The following is an 18,640-nucleotide window of genomic DNA, read 5'->3' on the forward strand; positions in this document are numbered from 1 at the left end:
ATGGACGCAACCATCGATCGTCGTCGATACTGGGCTCATGAGCGTGCTCCCCACCGACCCGCAGGCAGCACAGCTCCCTGCGGACGACGCCACCACCTACGCGCACTGGTTCGCCTGCCTCGCCGAGCCGGTGCGGGTGCGTCTGCTGCACGCCGTCGCCACGGCCGGGAACCCGGTCCCGGTCGGCCGGCTCGCCGAGCTGGTCGGCATCAGCCAGGCGACCTGCTCGCACCACCTGCGCAAGCTGGCCGAGACCGGCTTCGTCATCCTCCGCAAGGAAGGCACCACCACACAGGTCACGGTCAATCCGAACTGCTGCACCGGCCTGCCTCACGCCGCGGACGCCGTCATGGGCCTGCTCGCCCCCGGCCCCTGCTGCCCCGACGACATCCCCGACGACGTCACCGTCCGCGCCATGACCGACGACGACTGGGGCGCGGTGCTCCGGATCTACGGCGAGGGCATCGCCACCGGCCACGCCACCTTCGAGACCGACGTGCCCGACCGCACCGACCTCGACGCCTGCTGGCTGCGCGAGCACCGCTGGGTCGCCGAGATCGACGGCCAGGTCGTGGGCTGGACCGCCGTGCGCCCCGTCTCGACCCGGCCCGTCTACAGCGGCGTCGGAGAAACCTCGATCTACGTCGCCGACGGATTCCGAGGCCGCGGCGTCGGCAGAGCACTCATCCGTCAGCAGGTCTGCGCCGCGGACGACGCCGGCCTCTGGACCCTGCAGACCTCGATCTTCCCCGAGAACCGCGTCAGCCTCGCTCTGCACCGCGCTGCCGGCTACCGCACCCTCGGCGTCCGCGAACGCATCGGACAGCACGACGGTCGTTGGCGGGACACCGTATTCCTCGAACGCCGCTCCGATCACCGCAGCTGACCAGCGAGATTCGCCGTCACAAGGCCGTCAGATCCACTGCGATGATCACGCGATTCATGGGAGAACGAGCACGTGGCCGACGACTCGGTGGGGAGGCGGATCGCCACCTCCCGACGCCGGCGCCCCCGACGACATGCCCGCGTTGCCGGCTCGGTCGTCGTCACCACCGACACGCGGCATCGCTCACGAGTACCGCGTTCTCGGCGTCACTCCCCTGCCCCGGGAACGACGACGACCGGCACCGACGCTGTCCGCAGGCACTCCACGACCGTCGACGCGGCAGCGGTGAGAGCGACCGGGCGGGAGTTGCCGAGCACCAGCATCGCAGCCCCGGCCGAGTGCTCGGTGAGGACAGCGGCCGCTCGGCCGTGGCCGGTCAGCACCGGGACGTCGGCTCCGGCCTGGGCGGCGCGCACCGCGGCCCGGGCATCGGCCAGGGCCCGTTCGGCGGTCTCGGACCGGCCTGCAGCCCGACGCGGCGAGGTCTGAACGGGGCTGTGCCACGCCGTCACACCGACCACCGGGACGCCGGCCGCCCCGCCGTGGGCGAGAGCCCAGCGCAGCGCGGCGCGCGAGGCCGCAGACCCGTCCACACCGACGACAACGGTGTCCGGCCCGATCTCGGCCCCGGCCGAGACGTCCGGGCCACCCTCTGCGACGGATCCGGGATCCCCGCCCGCGCGCGCGGCCTGCTCGGCGGGATCCGGCCCGGGAGCGCGCGCGTCCGGATCCGAGGCGATCCGGTCGACGGGATCGTGGGGGTGCGGGCCCGGGCCCACGCGTCCCCCAGGGCCGTCCGCGGCTTCCATGACGGACTCGTCCTTCGGGAAGTGATGCACCGAGCCTCCTGACCTGAGTTCCTCCGGACGGGCCGCCTACCCGGGCCGGGGCACAGCATGCCTTCCCCGTCGGGTTCCGGCTGGGCCGTAGCGGGCCCGATCGGACCGCCTGCAGGGCCTACGTGCCGGACCGGCCGCACGTCCCGGTGATTGTCCGCGGCAGGCCCGGGTAGCCGCCGCCGGTACGCCACCCCTCGTGAGGAGGATCCCGTGAAGGTCGTCGCCGTCCTCTATCCGGACGACCACCCCGAGCACCACCCCCATGTCGTCGCGAGTGCAGCCCGCGGACTCGACCTCGCCGACCGCCTCTCCGCGGCCGGGCACGAGCTGGTGACCACCAGCGACACCGGTGAGCAGCTGGACCGCGAGCTCGCCGACGCCGAGGTGCTGATCACCACCCCGTTCTGGCCGGTCTATCTCGACGACGACCGCATGGCGAAGGCGCACCACCTCTCGCTCGTCATCACCGCGGGCATCGGCTCCGACCACGTCGACGCCGACGCGGCCACCGCCCGCGGCATCAGCGTCACCGAGGTGACCGGCTCCAACGTCGTCAGCGTGGCCGAGCACAACGTGCTGCAGATCCTCGCGCTCGTACGCAACTTCGTGCCCGCCCACCGTCAGGTCGCCGAGGGCCGTTGGGACGTCGCCGACGCCGCACAGGAGGCGCACGACCTGGAGGGCAAGACCGTCGGCATCCTCGGGCTCGGCGCGATCGGCGCCCGGACGGCGTTACGGCTCAAGGCATTCGACGTGACGATCCTCTACTACGCGCGGCACCGGCGGAGCCCGGCCGAGGAGGCGACCCTCGGAGTCCGGTACGCCCGGCTCGACGAGCTGGTGCGCACCTCCGACGTCGTCTGCGCCGCCACCCCGCTGACATCCGACACCGGTGCGCTGTTCGACGCCGAGCGGCTCGCGACGATGAAGCCCGGCTCGTGGCTGGTCAACACCGCCCGCGGGGCCATCGCCGACGCCGACGCCGTCCGCGAGGCCTGCGAGTCCGGACAGCTGGGGGGCTACGCCGGCGACACCTGGTACCCCCAGCCCGCGCCGGCCGACCACCCCTGGCGGGCCATGCCGCGCCACGCCCTGACCATCCACTACTCCGGCATGACGGTGGAGGCGCAGGCCCGCATCGCGGACGGGGTGCGGGAGATCCTCGACGCGCACCTGGCCGGGGAGCCCCTGCCCGACGACTACGTCGTCGCCGCACCGCAGAAGTGAACTCGCCCGGCACCCCTTCACACCACGGATAGGGCACCGGGCGCGTCGAGGAACGAGTCGGGGCCGCGAGCCGCGCGTGGTCTCACGCCGGGTCGACGGTCCCGGCTGCTCGTTCAGCGGCGTAGCCGGCCTCGGCATCGGTGATCACCCAGTTCGCGACATCGGCGAGCTTGAGGTTCGTGCTCTGCGAGGACTCGATCAGCATCGTGAACGCCTCGCCGTCGGAGATGCGGAAACGTTCCATCAACACGCCCTTGGCCCTCCCGATGGCTTCACGGTTGATCAGTGCACGTGTCAGCTCGGTCGCCCGCCGCGCCCCGGCGAGCGCGACCGCGGCCTGGTCGGCGAACAGCGCCCCGAGCAACCGCTCGTGCTCGGTGAAGCCGTCCGGCTCACGGCCCCACAGGTTGAGCGCGCCCGCTGAGCGACCGGCGGACAGGTGGAAGGACAGAACCGCGGCGAAGCCCGCCCTGCGGACGTGCGGTACCAGCCGCGGCCACGGGACGACGCCCCCGCCCAGGTCGGGTACGTCGGTGACACCGTCGCCGACGCTGCGCAGGGCGTCGATGCAGGGCCCTTCACCCAGTGCCGCCTGCAACTCGTCGACACCGGCCACCCGATCGTCGGAGGGGGCGTGTGTGGTGATGGCTCCGTGGCGGTCGATCATCGTCACGCTCGCGCCCGCGGCCGACGGAATCATGTCCAGGGCGCTCGCGACGACGGTATGCAGCATCGCCGTGCTGTGCGGCGAGTCGACCCGGGTGTCGACGAGCCGACGAGCGGACGTGGCCAACGCCGTCCGCAGTGACTCACCGAGCTCCGCCACCGTTGGTGCATCGCTCGGGTGCGCGGTGGGCTTCCTGCCCGATCGACCGACATCGAGGTCGGGGACCTGCTCGGCCGCGGAGGTGGGTGCGTCGTAGGAGTTCATCCGGTCGCCCTCACTCCTGTCAGATGTTCGCCGCCGGCACGGCGTGTCGTGGGGCCTGGTGCTGAGCGGTCGATCGTGGCACTGATCAGGTAGAGCGACGGTAGCGGCGACGCGATGATGTGCACAGCGGCACCGAGCCGGACGGAGCTGTCGCCCGGGCCGCGGTCACCTCTCGCGAATCGTCAGGAGCGAGATCGACCGTCGAGGTCCGGTCGACGCAGCCGCCGCGTGTCGCCGGCACCGAGGGCCACGGCGGGCGGCTGTGATCGCACCGGCGACAGTGGAGCGACCCGCCCGGCGCGCGGGCCGGGAGAGCGCTCATCATGCAGACCGGTGGGGCAGGCCCGTGCGGTGAGCGGTCTTGCGGTGCTCCGGTCCTCTTCGTACGTTCAGAGTCCGGGTCATCTCGATCGCGACCCGGCACCGTTGAACACCGCAGCGGAGACGACACCCGTACCGACATCGGGAGCCTCCATGCGGACATCCGTGCTCGTCCCGGCCCAGCGGCAGTCCACCGTCACTCGACGGTCCCGCCGCAACGGCCCTCACGGCTACGACGACCTCGCCCCCGAGCTGCAGCGCCTGGCCGCCATGGCGCCGGACGATCCGGACCGCGGGCCGCTGCGCGACCGCATCATCTGCGAGTTCCTGCCCCTGGCCCGCAACATGTCCCGCCGCTACGTCACCGGCTCGCACGCCGCGGACGACGTCGAGCAGGCGGCCACCCTCGGGCTGATCAAGGCTGTCGACCGGTACGACCCGGGCGCCGCGACCGGCGGCCCGCTCGGCTACCTCGTGCCGACCATCCGCGGTGAGCTGATGCGGTACCTGCGCGACCACAGCTGGGCGGTCCGCGTCCCGCGCGACCTCAAGGAGCTCAGCGTCGGGCTGAACCGGGCGGCACTGGCGCTGACCCAGCGGCTCGGCCGCGCCCCGAAGCCGAGCGAGCTGGCCGAGGAGCTGGACGTCGACGTCGCCCGTGTCGTCGACGCGCTCGGCGCCATGGAGACCCACCACGCCCTGTCGCTCGACGCCCCCGGCCCGGACGGCGAGCCGACGCTCGGGCAGCGCCTCGGCGACGAGGACCCCGAACTGGAGTACGCATCCCTGCGCGGCGAGCTCCGCGCCCGGATCGACGAGCTGCCCGCCCGGGAGCGGCGCATCCTGCTGCTGCGCTTCTACGGCGACAAGACCCAGACCGAGATCGCCGCAGAGATCGGTGTCTCCCAGATGCATGTGTCCCGGCTGCTGAGCCGGATCGTGGCCCGGCTGCGGGAGGAACTGGACGGCTGACCGGGCCGCCACCCGCGACACGAGGAGGACGGGCCCCGCGGTGCGGGCCCGCCCCTCCCTCCGCTGCGGCGGGTCAGCCGGCGACGGCCGAGCGTGCCCGAGCCCGGTCGAGTGCCTGGTCCATCGCCTCCACGCCGTGCGCGCGCCGGTAGGCCGCCTCGACGCGGTTGCGACCGGCCAGACCGAGCGCCTGGTAGCGGGAACGCCCCTTGAGCGCCGTCCGCAACCCACGGGCCAGTGCGGCCGCGTCCCGCGGGGCGACGACGAGCCCGGACACCTGGTCGACGACGAGATCGGTGTGCGCACTCACCTGCGCGCTCACCACCGCGCACCCACAGGCCATCCCCTCCAGAGCGCCGAACCCGGTCGTCCAGTACGGCTCCGGGCAGACGACGACATCGGCCGGGCACGATCTGCAGTCGATCCGGTTCGACGCCGGCGGCGAACAGCCGCCGGCGGTCCTCGACGCTGGTCACCAGCACCCGGTCGACGTCGCGCAGCACGGCCCGCTCCACCGCCCCACGCCCACCGCCGGCTTCCATTGCCGCGCCGTGCACGAGCTGGGCGACCGGGACGCCGGGTGCGGCCGAGCGGGCGGCGAGCACTGCCGTCCAGTGGTAAGCGTGGACGACGTCCGGCCGGCCGCCGCGCCACAGCCGGCGCAGCGCCGCGGTCAACGCCTCCACGACACGGTCTGGCGGGGCGCCGGCCATTCCTGCGACACGGTGGACGACCGGGCCACCGCCCGGGGGGTCGATGGACGGGTCACCCGGGGCCACGGCGTCCACGTGGTGTCCACCCGCGGCGAGCGTGTCGACCACTTCGCTCAGGTGCCGGGCCCGGCCGCTCCAGTCGGGGCGATCGGGGGTGGTCCACGGGTCGAGTGAACCGGACACGACGGTGATGTGCACGCTGACCTCCAGGTGCGCGGCGGACCGCGGAGCCCGCGCAGCAGGGTTTTACGCGTGCGGGTGCGCGGCGTGTACCCGCACGACGCCGGTTCATTGCCCGTGCCGTGCCGAGACGCTCCGCAGCGTCCCGTCGGCCGGGGGCCCGTCACCTCCGGCCCGTAGTGGTGCACGACCTCGACGTCTCGCGCGGATGCGGGCGACGACGTCATGTGCCATCGGCGGCAGGGCGGCCATCTCGCCGCAGTGCAGTCCACGAACGCGTATCCGGCGGTCCTGCCGTGTGACGCGGCCGGGGGCGGGTAGCTGTGGTCGGTCACACACCCGAGAAGCCGAGGAATCACCGTGGATCCCCTGCACACCGGCGAACGACTCGCTCCGTTCGTCGCCTGGCTCGCGACCCGGATCGACGACGAGTCGACCCGCCGTACCTACCGGCAGATCGCCGAGCACTTCCTGCAGTTCTGCGCCGCCGACCGCGGCGAGCCCGACACCCGCCGGCAGCGCTTCGTCCACGCTCACCGCGACCGGGTACCGCCCGTGACGACGCGTGCGGCGCTGGAACGGCTCGCCGAGCACGACGCGGTCGTACGGCGCACGCTGCCCGTCGACTCCTGAACCGCGCGCCGATGCACCCGGGCGACGCGTCCGGCGACCCGGTCCCGCCCGTAGCCTTCGACGGCGCGGGCCGGCCGGCCGCGCCCATCCCGGCCCGGCGCGACCGAGTGCCAGGGCCAGCTCCCGGACGTGGACCTTCTGTCCGCCGGCATCCGGTCCGCCGGGGTCGACGAAGGGGCTGGCCTGTTCGGAGATCGCGATACACACGCTGCGGCGTATCCACGCACCGGCCCGGCCCGGCCCGGCCCCCGGGGCATGCTCGGCGTGACCGCGGGTATCGGACCGGGCATGGCCACTCCCTCGAACGACGCCGTGACCTCGGACCCGCCCCGCACCTCGTCGGAGCCGGCGGCGACGAGCGGCCCGGGTCCGCTGCCCGTCCTGTCCCCCGCCGACACCGCGCGGCTGCTCGGCACCGCGTTGGGCCCGATCATCGCTCAGGGCGTCATCGCCCGGCGACCGCGCGTGGTGGCGCTGGCAGGGCGGCTCGGGACCGACGATGCAGCCGTGCGGCTGCTGCAGCAGCTGCGCGCCCGCTACGGCGACGGCCCGGTCCGGGTTCCGCTGCCCGGACGCCCGTTCGCGCTGGTCCTCGACGGCGACGGCGTCCGGCGGGTGTTGACCGAGGGCCCCGAGCCGTTCGCCCCGGCCTCCTGGGAGAAGCGCGGCGCACTCGGCCACTTCCAGCCGCACGGCGTGCTCGTCTCGCACGGCGACGCCCGCGCCGAGCGACGCCGCTTCACCGAGACCGTCCTCGACACCGGGACGCCGCTGCACACCGACGCCGCACACATCGCCGCCGTCGCCCGGGCCGAGACCGGCGCCCTGCGCGACATCGCCGCCCGCACCGGTGTGCTGAGCTGGGACGACTTCGTGCGGTCGTGGTGGCGCACCGTGCGTCGCATCGTGCTGGGCCCGCAGGCCCGCGACGACCACGACCTCACCGACACCCTCACCCGGCTGCGCGGGCGCGGTAACTGGTCCTTCCTCGCCCCCCGCCACGACCACCTGCGCGAACGCTTCGCCGCCGGAGTGCGGCGGCACCTGGATCGGGCCGCCCCGGGCAGCCTCGCCGCCCGGATCGCCGCCCAGGACCCGGGGACGGGGATCACGCCGGAGGACCAGGTCGGGCACTGGCTGTTCGCCTGGGACCCCGGCGCCGCGGTGACCTTCCGGGCGCTCGCGCTGCTCGCCACCCACCCGCAGGTGCGCGGACGGGCCCGCGCCGAGATCGCCGAGGGGGCTCAGGACGGGCCTCCCGAACTGCCGGTGCTGCGTGCCGCGGTGCTGGAGTCGACGCGGCTGTGGCCGACCACGCCGCTGCTGTTGCGCGAGTCCACACGCGCTACGCGGTGGCCGGGCGGCGACCTCGCGGCGGGCACCTCGGTGCTGGTTCCGGCGTGGTTCCTGCATCGCGACGACACCCGCCGCTCCGATGCCGACACCCTCGACGTCGACCAGTGGCTCGACGGTTCCGCCACCGACGACTGGATGCTCACCCCGTTCAGCGGTGGGCACGGAATCTGCCCGGCCCGTGAGCTGGTGCTCTTCGTGGCCTCCACGGTGCTGGCGGCGCTCCTCGACGGGCACCACACGGTACTGCTGCCGCCGGAGTCGTTCGACCCGTCCGCGCCGCTGCCGCGCGGTCTCAACCCCTACGCCATGCGGTTCGGTGTCTCCCGCGCGGCGACCACGCCGTGAGCCGGGTCCTGCTGTGGCGCGTCCACGGGTCGTGGACGCGCTCGTCCATCGCACGACTACCTGCTGGCGCTGCTGTCCGATGGCGGGCCGTGGGGGCGCGGGCGCTGCGGGCGGTCCTGGCCGGACCGGGTCCGCGAGCTGGATCTCGACGAGCTCGCCGGGGCCGCCTTCGACGTCGTGCTGCAGCGGCCCGACGAGGCCGGGCTGGTCAGCCGCTGGACGGACCCGCGGGCCGGGCGAGCGTGACCTCACCGCAGCCGTCAGCCGCGCGACCGGGCCGCCTGCGGGGGCCGACCTCGGCGGGCGCGCTCACCCCGTCGGACTCGCCGCGCTGGTGGCAGCGGCGAGCCGGCTGGTGTGCGGTGACACGGGTCCCGCGCACCTCGCGACGGCCTACCGGACGCCGTCGGTCTTGCTGTTCGGCCACTGTGTCCTCGATCGGCGCGTTCCTGCTCCGGGCGTCGACCCTGCCGTCCCTGTGGAACGTGTTCCGCAGCTACCGCTTCGGGCGGGTCGTCGACGTGGACGACCCGTGGGGGTTCGGCAACTCCCTGGAGTGGGCGACGTCCTGCCCGCCGCCCCGGCACAACGTCACCGAGCTCCCGGCGATCCGTTCCGAACGTCCTGCATTCGAGCTGCACCACCCACATACCGTCGCCCACGCCCGTGGAGAGGGGAGCGAGAACTCGTGACCGACACCGTCGACGCCGTCGTCGTGGGCGCGGGGCACAACGGCCTCGTCGCCGCCAACCTCCTCGCCGACGCCGGGTGGCACGTGCTGCTCTGCGAGGCGTCCGACGCCCCGGGCGGCGCGGTCCGTACCGCGGAGATCACCGCGCCCGGGTTCCGGTCGGACCTGGCCAGTGCCTTCCACCCGCTCGGGGCCGCCTCCCCCGTACTGCGCGAGCTGGACCTGCCCTCCTACGGCCTGGTGTGGCGGCACGCGCCCGCGGTCGTCGCCCACCCGACGGCCGACGGACGCTGCGCCGTGCTGCACCGCAGCCTCGACGACACCGCGGCCGCCCTCGACACCGACCATCCCGGCGACGGCGACGCCTGGCGCGCCATGGTCGCGGAGTGGGACGCGATCGGCACCGATGTGCTGGAGGCAGCGTTGCGACCGTTCCCACCGGTCCGGGCCGCGTCGCGGCTGTGGCGTCGGCTCGGGACCGGGGACACGTTGCGGCTGGCCCGGACCCTGCTGCAACCGGTCGCGCGCATGGCCGCCGAGCGGTTCGGCGGCACCGCGGCACCGCTGCTCCTGGCCGGCAACGCCCTGCACACCGACCTGGGACCGGACAACGCGGCCAGCGCCGCCTACGGATGGCTGCTCGCGATGCTCGGCCAGCGAATCGGGTTCCCCGTTCCCGCGGGCGGCTCCGGGGCCCTGACCGACGCGCTGGTCGCCCGGTTCACCGCCCGCGGCGGACGACTCGACGTGGGCCGCCCGGTGACCTCGGTACTGGTGGAGGGTGGCCGGGCCACCGGCGTGCTCGACGCCCACGGCGGCCGGGTCCTCGCCCGCCGCGCGGTGCTCGCCGACGTCGACGCACCCCGCCTCTACCGCGACCTCGTCGGCGAGGAGCACCTGCCGGCGAGGTTCGTCGCCGACCTCGACCGGTTCCAGTGGGACTTCTCCACCGTCAAGATCGACTGGGCACTGGACCGCCCGGTTCCGTGGACGGCTCTGAGCGCCCGGTCGGCAGGCACGGTGCACGTCGGCGCCGACGTCGACGGGCTGCGCCGCTACGCCTCCGACCTGTCGGCCGGCCGGCTGCCCGGCGAACCGTTCCTGCTGTTCGGCCAGATGACCACGGCCGACCCCGACCGGTCCCCACCCGGCACCGAGTCGGCGTGGGCATACACCCACGTGCCACGCGGGCTGGGGTGGGGTCGCGACGACGTCCTGCGCTGGGCCGACCGGATGGAGCGCGTCGTCGAGGACCACGCGCCCGGTTTCACGAGTGTGGTCCGGGCCCGGTCGGTGGCCGGGCCCGCAGACCTGCAGGACTACGACGGCAACCTCGTCGACGGCGCGATCACCGCCGGCACCTGCGCGCCGCACCAGCAGCTGGTGTTCCGCCCGACGCCCGGGCTGGGCCGCGCCGACACCCCGGTCGACCGGCTGTTCCTGTCCGGGGCGTCGGCGCACCCGGGCGGCGCGGTGCACGGCGGGCCCGGCGCGAACGCCGCCCGGGCCGCGCTGGCCGCATCGGGGCCCGCGGGGCCGCTCTACCGGGGCGCGGTCCGCTTCGCGCATCGACGGATCCACGGCTGAGCCTCCGCGCGGCCCGGTCAGGGCCCCCGGTCAGGGCCGTTCGGGCCGGTCCGGGCGCCCCCGGGCGAGGGCGGCGAGCCGGGCCAGGCTCTCCGCGTTGCGCAGCTTCAACAGCGGCGCCCGGACCGGCACGGGGATGAGCCGCCCGAGTCCGGCGACGGCGTCCTCGGTCATCCGGATCGTCGTACCCGTTCCATCGGGGGTCAGCTCCAGGCGCACCCGCGCGGTGCCTCCGGGCCCGGCATGGGCGCGCAGCTGCAGCATCCTTCCGGGCTCGTTCTCCTCGACCACGGTGCGGTCCTCGATCATCAGCGGCCACGCCCCTACGCTGTGCTCGATGGTCGAGCCCACCCGCGGCCAGTCCGACGAGACCCGCCGGATGTGCACCGCCCCGACCACCCACAGGCCGTAGCTCCAGCCGTCGGTCAGGATCGCGTAGACATCCTCGGTGCGGGCGTGCACCCGCCGCCGTACCTCGATCATCGGACCCGCCTCTCCGTCGCCGATCGGACGATCCGACCCGTACCCACGCTCGGCCCCGTCACACCCCCGCACCCGGGTTTGGACCCACGACCACCGGTGATACATCTGCGGTGACGACCGACCCTGCACCCGACGACCTGATCGACGTCCTCGCCGCCGACCACCGCATGCTGCTGGCCCTGCTCGACCGCGCCGCCGCGGCCGACCCCGGCCCGCAGCGCTCCGACCTGGCCGTCCGCGCCGCGAACGCGGTCCGCCGGCACTGCGTCGCCGAGGAGACCCTGCTGCATCCGGTGCTGCGCCGCTGCCTCGAGGACGGTGACCGCTGCGCACAGGCCGACGCCGAGGAGCACGAGCAGCTCGAAGCCCTGGTCACCGAGCTGCTCGCCGTCGGTACGGGGTCGCCCGACGCGGAGCAGGTGCTGCACCGGCTCGCCGTGTCCACCCGCTTCCACATCGAGGGCGTCGAGACGCGGCGGCTCCCGGCCCTGCGTCGGCGCCTGACGGTCACGGAGCTGCACGAGCTCGCCCGCGCCGTCCAGGAGACGATCGACCCGCGTGACGACCGCCGCAGCCCCACCGCCGTCCTCGGGTGAGGGCCGCACCACCACGGCCTGCCGCGCGAGGCGGACACAGCGCCGTCGATCGCGGGCGCGGCCTCGATCCCCGGGCCACCGCAGCTCGACCACTGCCCGCGGCTCGGCAAGCGTGCCCCACGGCACGGCGCCCGGGTGTCGACGCGTTCGGTCAGGGTAGGCGGGCGACATGAGCGTGACGACGACCGGACTGCTCGTGGTCGGCGGCGGCCCCGCAGCCCATGCCGCGGTGACCGCGTACCGCGGGCACGGTGGCCCCGGCCCGGTGCTGCTGGTGTCCGCCGACGACAGCCCTCCCTACCTCCGGCCTCCACTGACGAAAGAACTCCTGCGCGGGGGAAACCTCGGCGAGGACGACCTGCTGCTCGACGACCTGACCCGGCTCGGCGACGTCGAGGTGCGCACCCGGACCACGGTCGCCTCGCTCGAGCCCGGTACCCGTACTGCGCGGCTCGGCGACGGTGGCGAGGTGCGCTGGCGGGCATGCGTGCTGGCCACCGGATCGGAGCCGGTGCGCCTGCCCGTCCCCGGCGACGGCGACGCCTACCACCTGCGCTCGCTGGCCGACGCGCGGGCGCTGCTGGCGGGACTGCACGACGCGGGGTCCGTCGTCGTCGTCGGATCGGGGTTCATCGGCTGTGAGGCGGCGGCGTCGCTGGCCGCACGCGGCCTGGACGTGACGGTGTGCAGCACGGAGCGGGTCCCGCAGGCCTCGCGGCTCGGTGACGCCGTCGGCGACCGCATCGCGGACTGGTTGAGAGGAGCGGGGGTCCGCCTGCGCGGCGACGCCGAGGTCACCGGGATCGAGTCGACCGGTGGCGCGCGCGTGGTGCACGTCCGGGACGGCGAGCCCGTCGCGGCGGACCTGGTACTGGTCGCGGCGGGCGCCCGCCCCCGGCTCGGGCCGGCCGAGGCGGCCGGGGTCCTGGTCGAGGACGGACGAGTCGTCGTCGACGAGCACATGCGGACCGCGGTGCCGGGCATGTTCGCCGCCGGGGACGTCGCGCGTGCGTTCAACGCGGCCGCGGGCCGGCACGTCGGGGTGGAGCACTGGGGCGATGCCGAGGAGATGGGCGCCGTCGCCGGGGCCGCCGCCGCCGGGTCGGACGCCCGCTGGGACGCCGCGCCCGGCTTCTGGTCCGAGATCGGCGACCGCGTGCTCAAGTACTCCGCCTGGGGCGACGGGTTCGACGAGGTCGCCCTGACCACCCACCCCGGCGGCGGGTTCACCGCCTGGTATCAGCGTCACGGGTCGGTGTGCGGGGTCGCCACCCACCAGGCCGACGAGGACTACGAGCGTGGCTCGGACCTGGTGCGGCGCAACGCGAGGGCATCGGAGGTCGCGGACGTGCCGACCACGGCCGGCCCCCGGGACTGACCCCGGGGACCGGCGTCGATCAGGTGCCGGGGTCCAGCGCGACCTCGACCCAGCCCGCGCGATGGTCGTCGAACTCCTGGTACGCGGTGACGACGCCGCCCAGGCCCTCCCGCACGGTCACCCCGCGACCGGGGTCGAGCACGCCCGCGGCGACCACGTCGATCAGCTCCGGGATGAGTGCCCGGTGCGGGCAGTTTCCCGCGCGCACCGTGAGGTTGCGGTTCAGCACGGTGCCGATCGGATAGGACTGCAGGGTCGGCGGGTAGACCCCGATGACGCCGATCGTGCCGGCCTTGGCCACCGCTTGCGCGGTCCACCGCGCGGCCTGCGACGGGTCGTCGCCGGCGTTCCACGCGGTCTCCCCGCCCGCGGCGGCGTCCTCCAGCTCGGCGACGCGGCGCTCGCGGTCGCCGTCGTCGCTGCTCGGCGGGCCGTAGGAGTCGACGCCGACGGCGTCGGGCAGCGCGGTACCAGGTTGGCGTCCGCCCACGGGATCCGCGCGTACCGCGCCTGCAGTCCGTCGAAGCCCCCGTTGTCGACCGGGCCGCCGAGGATGGCGGTGCCCGCCTGTGGACCGTTCGGGTTGGCCGCGTCGCACTGCGACGTGTACCCGGCGCGGCAGTAGGCGCAGCGCCCACAGCACAGGGTGGACGGCACCACCACCCGGTCGCCGGGGCGGAAGGCCCGTACCCCGTCGCCCACCTCCTCGACCACGCCGACACCCTCGTGCCCGAGCACCGTCCCGGGCCGCATCCCCGGCATGGTGCCGCGGACCATGTGCAGGTCGGTCCCGCAGATCGCGCTGACGGTCAACCGGACGACGGCGTCGCCCGGGTCGCGCGGGGCCGGGTCGGGCACCTCGGCCGGCTCGATCTCGCCGGGGCCCTGCCACACCACTGCCTTCACTCGTCCTCCTCCGGTCGTCGTTCCTGCAACGGGCGTGCGCCTACCCGCCGGAACCGGCGCCATGTCCGGCATGACCGCCGGGGTCGTGGGTAGGAGGGGCACGCCAACGGGAACGACCGAGGAGGAGGTGGCCGTCATGGCCACAGGCGAGACCGGATTCAGCGACGTCGTGTTCGACCTGGTGTCGGTGCAGTACCACGCGCTCAAGGGCGGCCACGACTACGGCCAGTACGTCCGCGACGCGCGCAACGCGGGCTACGACGACATCGCGGAGTTCTTCGAGCGGGTCATGGAGGAGGACGCGACACGCGCCTCCACCTGCCACGACCTGCTCGCGAAGCTGTCGTCGAAGGAGGACACGGGCGCCGCGGTCTCCTGACCGGTGCTCGGGGCGCCGGCCGGCCGGAGGGGGCCGGCCGGCGCCGACCGGACGGGGTGACCCGGCGTGGTGCCGCCCGGCGGCGGTGTCCTAACGTTCTGTCGCAGTGCGCCAGGGGCCTCCGGTCCCGGCCGGCGCCGCCCCGGGGTCGAACAGCCGGCCCAGCGTCCCCACCCGTGCACGCCCGCGTGCGTCCCGGGCCGGGGATCCCCCGTCAGTGCACGAGAATGCGCTGCCGGACCGCGCTCCCGGCCACGCCCGACGCTCCCCCGAGCCGTCCCCCGCACGCCGACCGCGGCCGGCGGTATCGGAGGACGAGATGCCCCCCGGTGGACCGGAGGCGCGTCTGCTGCGCGCCATCAACGACAACCCGCTGTTCCAGACGACCCGCTCGCCGTACGCCGTGCTCGACCGGTCACTGCGCATACGCGCGGTGAACCCGGCCTGGCTCGAGGCGACACTGCGCGAGCCCGGCGAGGCCCTGGACCGGCCCCTGTTCGACGTCTTCCCGGACAACCCTGCGGCGCCGGACGTCGGCGCGGTGGCGGCAGTGACGGCGTCGCTGCTGCGAGTGCTGCGCCGCGGCGCCCGCGACGACGTCGGCCTGCAGCGCTACGACGTACCCGCACCGCGCGGGGCCGACGGCTTCGTCGAGAAGTACTGGGTCGGAGCGCACTCCCCCGTCCGTGACCCCCGAGGCCGGCTGGCCGGGATCCTCGTGCACATCGAGGATGTCACCCCGCTGTGGCCGGTGCGGGCCGAAGTCGACGACGCGGTGCCGGGCGACGGACTCGGGACGCTCGTGGACCGGACACGACGGTGCGGACAGGACGACAACGCTGCGGACACGCCCGGCGGTCGGACCGGGGGAAACGGCCCCGGGTTCTCCGGGTACGGTCCGGCGGCCCCGCCCGGCTCGCACCTGCCGGCGCTCCCGGCCGACCCGGTCCCGGCGGTCGCGCTCGTCCGCGAGCTCGCCACCGAGGGCGAGGCACTGCGGCTGCGCTTCGGGCGGCACGTCGCCATCGAGCAGGCGAAAGGTGTGCTCATGGCGACCCGCGGCTGCGGGCCGGAGGAGGCGTTCGCGCTGCTGCGGGAGCTGTCGCAGACCACGAACACCAAGCTGCGGCAGGTCGCGCTGTCGGTGGTGGAGAACGCCGCGCGGGGCGAGCCCTCGGGCCGGTGCGGCGGCTGAGCGTCCGGCACCGGAGGGGGACGGGGTCCGCGACGTGTGGGTCGGGGTGGGCGGCGCCGTCAACGCCGCCCACCGGTCACCACCGGGCCGGGCCCGACCGGGCGCAGCCCACCCCCACCGCCCCCGCCGTCGTCACCGGGCGGAGGGCCGGTCCACATCCGCACGGTGCTGCCGAACGTCACGACGGCCCCGGCCCGTGGCTCCTGTTCGAGGACGCACCGCTGCGGTGGGTCCTCGCCGGGACGGCGGTGCTCGACGGCGAGCACGCCGCCGTCGAGCGCCACGTCGTGCGCGCCCGCCACGTCGAGACCGGTGAGATCGGGAACCACGACCACCCGCTCGCGGCCGTGTTCGGTCGTCGAAGCCATGGGTTCGCATCACCGCTGCCCGGGCCGCCCACACCTCCCCGGTCGACGACGTCGGTGGATCAGCGGGGCGGCAGCGCGTCGAACGGTGTTCCGGGCGCGTTCGCCGACCCGGTACCGGGGCCCGGGCTCGCCGCGACCCACCGTCCCGTCGACGGCGGCAGCTCCACGGTGTCCCCGCGCCCGACCACCCGCACCCGGTCGCCCATCCCGCGGGCCCGCATCTCCTCCAGGAAGTGTGTCAGTGGGGACCGGAACACGTCGTAGTCGTCGAAGTGCACGGGGACCACGCGACCGGGCCCGACCATCTCCACCAGGTCGCTGCCCTGCGAGGCGTCCAGGGTGACCAGCACACCGCCGACCCGGGTACCGCCGAGGTGGGCGACCATCACGTCGATGTCACCGAACCGGTCGCGGATCTCACGCAGCTCGGGGACCAGGACGGTGTCCCCGGTGATGTAGAGCCGCAGCACCCGCCGGCCCCGGCGCTCGTGGTCGATCACCGTGCCCTGCACCGGCGGCAGGAGCCGGTGTACACCCACCGGGCCGTGCCGCGCCGGTACCGAGGTGATACGGACCCGCTCCTCGTCGTCACCGAGCTCCCAGCTGTCCCAGGTCTCGAGTCCGGTGGCCGCCTCGAACCCCCACCTGCGCAGCCGGCGGCGCGCGTGTGGGGTGGTGAGGACGGGCACCGAACGGTCCAGTCCGTCACGGGCGACGTCGTCGAAGTGGTCCCCATGCAGGTGCGACAGCACCACCGCGTCGAGGCGGGGCAGCTGATCGATGTCCAGCGCCGGGTCGGTTCGCCGCCTCGACGACAGACCCCAACCCAACCGGGCACGCTGCCCCCGATGCAGGAAGTTGGGGTCGGTCAGCAGCCGGAACCGGCCCAGCCGCAGGATCACGGTGGCGGTCCCGACGAACGTCAGCGAGGTGTCCACGCCTGCCCGCCTACCCGGCGCCCGCGAGCCAACACCCGACGTGAACCCCTCCACCACTCCGTGCATCGCGGTTGTGCACCAGCGACCCTGGAAGGCGGCTCGGATCGGTACCCGGGAGCCGGATCGTGTCAGGCCCCGGTGGTTGAACACGACAACCGCCGGGGCCGCCCTCAGGGGCCGTCGAAGTCGTCGGGCACCGCGGTGTCGAGGAACCTGCGGAACGCGTCGACATCGTCGGTCTCCGGCCCCGCATCCTGCACGCTGACCATGCCGGGGTCGATACCGGCCGCGGCGAGCACCGTGTCCCCGACCTCGATCGCCGCACTTTCCTGCAACGCGAGGACCACCGCGTCGCTGGTGCGGGCGTCGATGCGGGTGCCGTCGTCGAGCTGCAGTTCAGCGTGGAAGACGTGGTCGCGCAGGGCGTGCACCCGGACGCACAGCAGCCGGCGCCCAGCTGCCTCGAGCACCGCACCGATCAGCCGGTGGGTACCGGGACGGGTACCGCGGACCCCCTCCAGCTCGGCGACCGCGGCCAGCGCCTCCGCCCCACCGACCGACACTGCGACTATTCGCCCGCGCCCGGCTGTCTCCTCCAACAGGACCACCCGGTCGGCCGTGACCGCGTCGACCCCGACCGCCTTCACCCGTACCTCGACCATGTCCGCTCCCGCATCGTCCGTCGCGCCATCGCGCCTACCCCGGCCTCTGGGACCCACACCCGGCGGCATGGACCGGTGCGGCCCGGGTAGCCGGCCGGACATGCTGCTCGACGGTGCTGTGGTGGTGGTGACGGGTGCGTCCGGCGGGATCGGACGTGCGACGGTGCGGGAGCTGGCGCGCCGTGGCGCCCGGCTCGGGTTGATCGCGCGCGACCGAGCGTCCCTGGAGGACGTGGCGGCGGAGCTGCCCCCGGACCGGGCCCTGGTGGTGCCCTGCGACGTCGCCGACGACGAGGCCGTCGGCGCGGCCGCCGCGCACGTCACCGAGCAGCTCGGCCCGATCGACGGCTGGGTGAACTGCGCAGGCGTCGCCGGGTTCGGCACCGTGCTGTCGACTCCGCCCGCCGACGTGCGACGGCTGCTGGACATCAACATCGGCGGTTGCCTCAACGGCGCTCGCGCGGCACTGCCGTCGATGATCGCCTGTCGGCACGGTGTGCTCGTCAACGTCTCCTCGGTGCTCGGGATCATCCCGGCGCCGTGGGTGACGCCCTATTGCATGTCCAAGTCCGCGGTGCGGACGCTGTCGGCCGGGCTGCGCGCCGAGCTGCGTCGTGCGGGCATCCGCGGGGTCTCGGTGTGCACGGTGCTGCCCGGGGCCGTCGACACCCCGATCTGGTCGACCGCGGCCAACCACACCGGGCGGAAGGTGGCCCCTCCCCCGCCGGTGGACGCCCCGGAGCGCGTCGCCCGGGTGATCGCCGCCCGGCTGCGGCGCCCGCGGCCCGAGACGGTCACAGGCGGGATCGCGGTACGGCTGCTGGTCCTCGCGCACCGGTTCGCACCGGGACCGGTCGAGCGTGCGCTCGGGCTCGTCCTGGGCCGCTGGTCGCTGCACGGCGGCACCGCGCAGACCTCGGGGGCGCTGTGGGACCCCGCCCTGTCCGGGCATCGCACCCGCCGCTGAGCCGTGCCGCCGGCCCAGGCGCGCCGGATCCGGCCGGGACCAGGCACGTCCTCCGGCACGTCCGGCGGCGGGTGCGATCGGTCAGGA

Annotated in this window: 19 protein-coding genes and 4 pseudogenes; 13 read left to right on the plus strand and 10 right to left on the minus strand. The window is 74.5% G+C overall.

Annotated elements, in window-relative coordinates; translation table 11 throughout:
- Window positions 1-37 precede the first annotated feature (37 nt).
- Window positions 38-886 (plus strand): helix-turn-helix domain-containing GNAT family N-acetyltransferase, encoded by an 849-nt coding sequence (locus tag ATL51_RS06260; protein ID WP_100877994.1) that lies wholly within the window; start codon window positions 38-40, stop codon window positions 884-886.
- A 206-nt stretch (window positions 887-1,092) separates the two neighbouring features.
- On the opposite strand, the gene ATL51_RS29300 is transcribed toward ATL51_RS06260, so the two are convergent.
- Window positions 1,093-1,695, minus strand: a complete 603-nt coding sequence (locus tag ATL51_RS29300; protein WP_100880520.1) for a universal stress protein — start codon at window positions 1,693-1,695, stop codon at window positions 1,093-1,095.
- Window positions 1,696-1,935: 240 nt separating this feature from the next.
- Between ATL51_RS29300 and ATL51_RS06270 the strand changes: the two genes are divergently transcribed.
- Complete coding sequence (locus tag ATL51_RS06270; RefSeq protein WP_100877995.1) at window positions 1,936-2,952, plus strand: NAD-dependent formate dehydrogenase; 1,017 nt, start codon at window positions 1,936-1,938, stop codon at window positions 2,950-2,952.
- A gap of 82 nt (window positions 2,953-3,034) precedes the next feature.
- On the opposite strand, the gene ATL51_RS06275 is transcribed toward ATL51_RS06270, so the two are convergent.
- Entirely contained in the window at window positions 3,035-3,883 is an 849-nt protein-coding gene (locus ATL51_RS06275; RefSeq protein WP_100877996.1) for a GAF and ANTAR domain-containing protein, read from the minus strand.
- 474 nt (window positions 3,884-4,357) lie between these two features.
- On the opposite strand from ATL51_RS06275, the gene ATL51_RS06280 reads away from it, so the two are divergent.
- Window positions 4,358-5,176: a sigma-70 family RNA polymerase sigma factor gene (locus ATL51_RS06280; RefSeq protein WP_100877997.1), complete on the plus strand. Its 819-nt coding sequence runs from the start codon at window positions 4,358-4,360 to the stop codon at window positions 5,174-5,176.
- A 73-nt stretch (window positions 5,177-5,249) separates the two neighbouring features.
- On the opposite strand, the gene ATL51_RS29305 is transcribed toward ATL51_RS06280, so the two are convergent.
- Both ATL51_RS29305 and ATL51_RS29815 read right to left on the minus strand, forming a co-directional pair.
- A complete protein-coding gene (locus ATL51_RS29305; RefSeq protein WP_100877998.1) occupies window positions 5,250-5,600 on the minus strand; it encodes a glycosyltransferase in 351 nt (116 codons plus the stop codon).
- Window positions 5,593-6,087 (minus strand): annotated as a pseudogene (locus ATL51_RS29815) (glycosyltransferase); the annotation flags it as partial. The pseudogene ATL51_RS29815 and the gene ATL51_RS29305, both read right to left, overlap by 8 nt.
- 342 nt (window positions 6,088-6,429) lie before the next feature.
- On the opposite strand from ATL51_RS29815, the gene ATL51_RS06295 reads away from it, so the two are divergent.
- The 5 genes and pseudogenes from ATL51_RS06295 (at window position 6,430) to ATL51_RS06310 (ending at window position 10,681) form a co-directional block, all read left to right on the plus strand.
- Window positions 6,430-6,702 (plus strand): hypothetical protein, encoded by a 273-nt coding sequence (locus ATL51_RS06295; protein WP_083658379.1) that lies wholly within the window; start codon window positions 6,430-6,432, stop codon window positions 6,700-6,702.
- A 288-nt stretch (window positions 6,703-6,990) separates the two neighbouring features.
- Complete coding sequence (locus ATL51_RS06300) at window positions 6,991-8,403, plus strand: cytochrome P450 (protein ID WP_301548920.1); 1,413 nt, start codon at window positions 6,991-6,993, stop codon at window positions 8,401-8,403.
- 79 nt (window positions 8,404-8,482) lie between these two features.
- Window positions 8,483-8,779 (plus strand): annotated as a pseudogene (locus tag ATL51_RS29820) (hypothetical protein); the annotation flags it as partial.
- Between the two features lie 49 nt (window positions 8,780-8,828).
- A pseudogene (locus tag ATL51_RS06305) lies at window positions 8,829-9,095 on the plus strand (cytochrome ubiquinol oxidase subunit I); the annotation flags it as partial.
- Entirely contained in the window at window positions 9,092-10,681 is a 1,590-nt protein-coding gene (locus tag ATL51_RS06310) for a phytoene desaturase family protein (protein ID WP_100877999.1), read from the plus strand. The pseudogene ATL51_RS06305 and the gene ATL51_RS06310, both read left to right, overlap by 4 nt.
- A 30-nt stretch (window positions 10,682-10,711) precedes the next feature.
- Here the strand turns inward: ATL51_RS06310 and ATL51_RS06315 are convergent, their stop codons facing one another.
- Entirely contained in the window at window positions 10,712-11,164 is a 453-nt protein-coding gene (locus ATL51_RS06315; RefSeq protein WP_100878000.1) for an SRPBCC family protein, read from the minus strand.
- A 110-nt stretch (window positions 11,165-11,274) separates the two neighbouring features.
- Here ATL51_RS06315 and ATL51_RS06320 point away from each other — a divergent pair, with 110 nt between their 5' ends.
- The gene (locus ATL51_RS06320) at window positions 11,275-11,760 is read left to right on the plus strand and encodes a hemerythrin domain-containing protein (protein WP_100878001.1); all 486 of its coding nucleotides are present in this window, start codon (window positions 11,275-11,277) and stop codon (window positions 11,758-11,760) included.
- Window positions 11,761-11,929: 169 nt separating this feature from the next.
- Window positions 11,930-13,138 carry an NAD(P)/FAD-dependent oxidoreductase gene (locus ATL51_RS06325; RefSeq protein ID WP_100878002.1) on the plus strand — a complete coding sequence of 403 codons (1,209 nt, stop codon included), beginning with the start codon at window positions 11,930-11,932 and terminating at the stop codon, window positions 13,136-13,138.
- Window positions 13,139-13,157: 19 nt separating this feature from the next.
- Here the strand turns inward: ATL51_RS06325 and ATL51_RS29310 are convergent, their stop codons facing one another.
- The gene (locus ATL51_RS29310) at window positions 13,158-13,628 is read right to left on the minus strand and encodes an MDR/zinc-dependent alcohol dehydrogenase-like family protein (RefSeq protein WP_301549281.1); all 471 of its coding nucleotides are present in this window, start codon (window positions 13,626-13,628) and stop codon (window positions 13,158-13,160) included.
- A 44-nt stretch (window positions 13,629-13,672) separates the two neighbouring features.
- Window positions 13,673-14,182, minus strand: a pseudogene (locus ATL51_RS29670) (alcohol dehydrogenase catalytic domain-containing protein); the annotation flags it as partial.
- Here ATL51_RS29670 and ATL51_RS06335 point away from each other — a divergent pair.
- Entirely contained in the window at window positions 14,181-14,423 is a 243-nt protein-coding gene (locus ATL51_RS06335) for an acyl carrier protein (RefSeq protein WP_073575391.1), read from the plus strand. The pseudogene ATL51_RS29670 and the gene ATL51_RS06335 sit on opposite strands and share 2 nt — an antisense overlap.
- Window positions 14,424-14,742: 319 nt before the next feature.
- Complete coding sequence (locus ATL51_RS06340) at window positions 14,743-15,618, plus strand: ANTAR domain-containing protein (protein WP_100878003.1); 876 nt, start codon at window positions 14,743-14,745, stop codon at window positions 15,616-15,618.
- Between the two features lie 59 nt (window positions 15,619-15,677).
- On the opposite strand, the gene ATL51_RS06345 is transcribed toward ATL51_RS06340, so the two are convergent.
- The 3 genes from ATL51_RS06345 to ATL51_RS06355 form a co-directional block, all read right to left on the minus strand.
- Window positions 15,678-15,986, minus strand: a complete 309-nt coding sequence (locus tag ATL51_RS06345; protein WP_073575156.1) for a PASTA domain-containing protein — start codon at window positions 15,984-15,986, stop codon at window positions 15,678-15,680.
- 59 nt (window positions 15,987-16,045) lie between these two features.
- On the minus strand, window positions 16,046-16,924 hold the full coding sequence (locus ATL51_RS06350) for an MBL fold metallo-hydrolase (protein ID WP_073575157.1): 879 nt from the start codon (window positions 16,922-16,924) through the stop codon (window positions 16,046-16,048).
- A 170-nt stretch (window positions 16,925-17,094) separates the two neighbouring features.
- Window positions 17,095-17,586 (minus strand): bifunctional nuclease family protein, encoded by a 492-nt coding sequence (locus tag ATL51_RS06355; protein ID WP_157818240.1) that lies wholly within the window; start codon window positions 17,584-17,586, stop codon window positions 17,095-17,097.
- Between the two features lie 100 nt (window positions 17,587-17,686).
- Here ATL51_RS06355 and ATL51_RS06360 point away from each other — a divergent pair, with 100 nt between their 5' ends.
- Complete coding sequence (locus ATL51_RS06360) at window positions 17,687-18,553, plus strand: SDR family NAD(P)-dependent oxidoreductase (protein ID WP_157818241.1); 867 nt, start codon at window positions 17,687-17,689, stop codon at window positions 18,551-18,553.
- Window positions 18,554-18,640: the final 87 nt, after the last annotated feature.

The organism is Pseudonocardia alni (assembly GCF_002813375.1).
Classification (GTDB): Bacteria; Actinomycetota; Actinomycetes; order Mycobacteriales; family Pseudonocardiaceae; genus Pseudonocardia; species Pseudonocardia alni.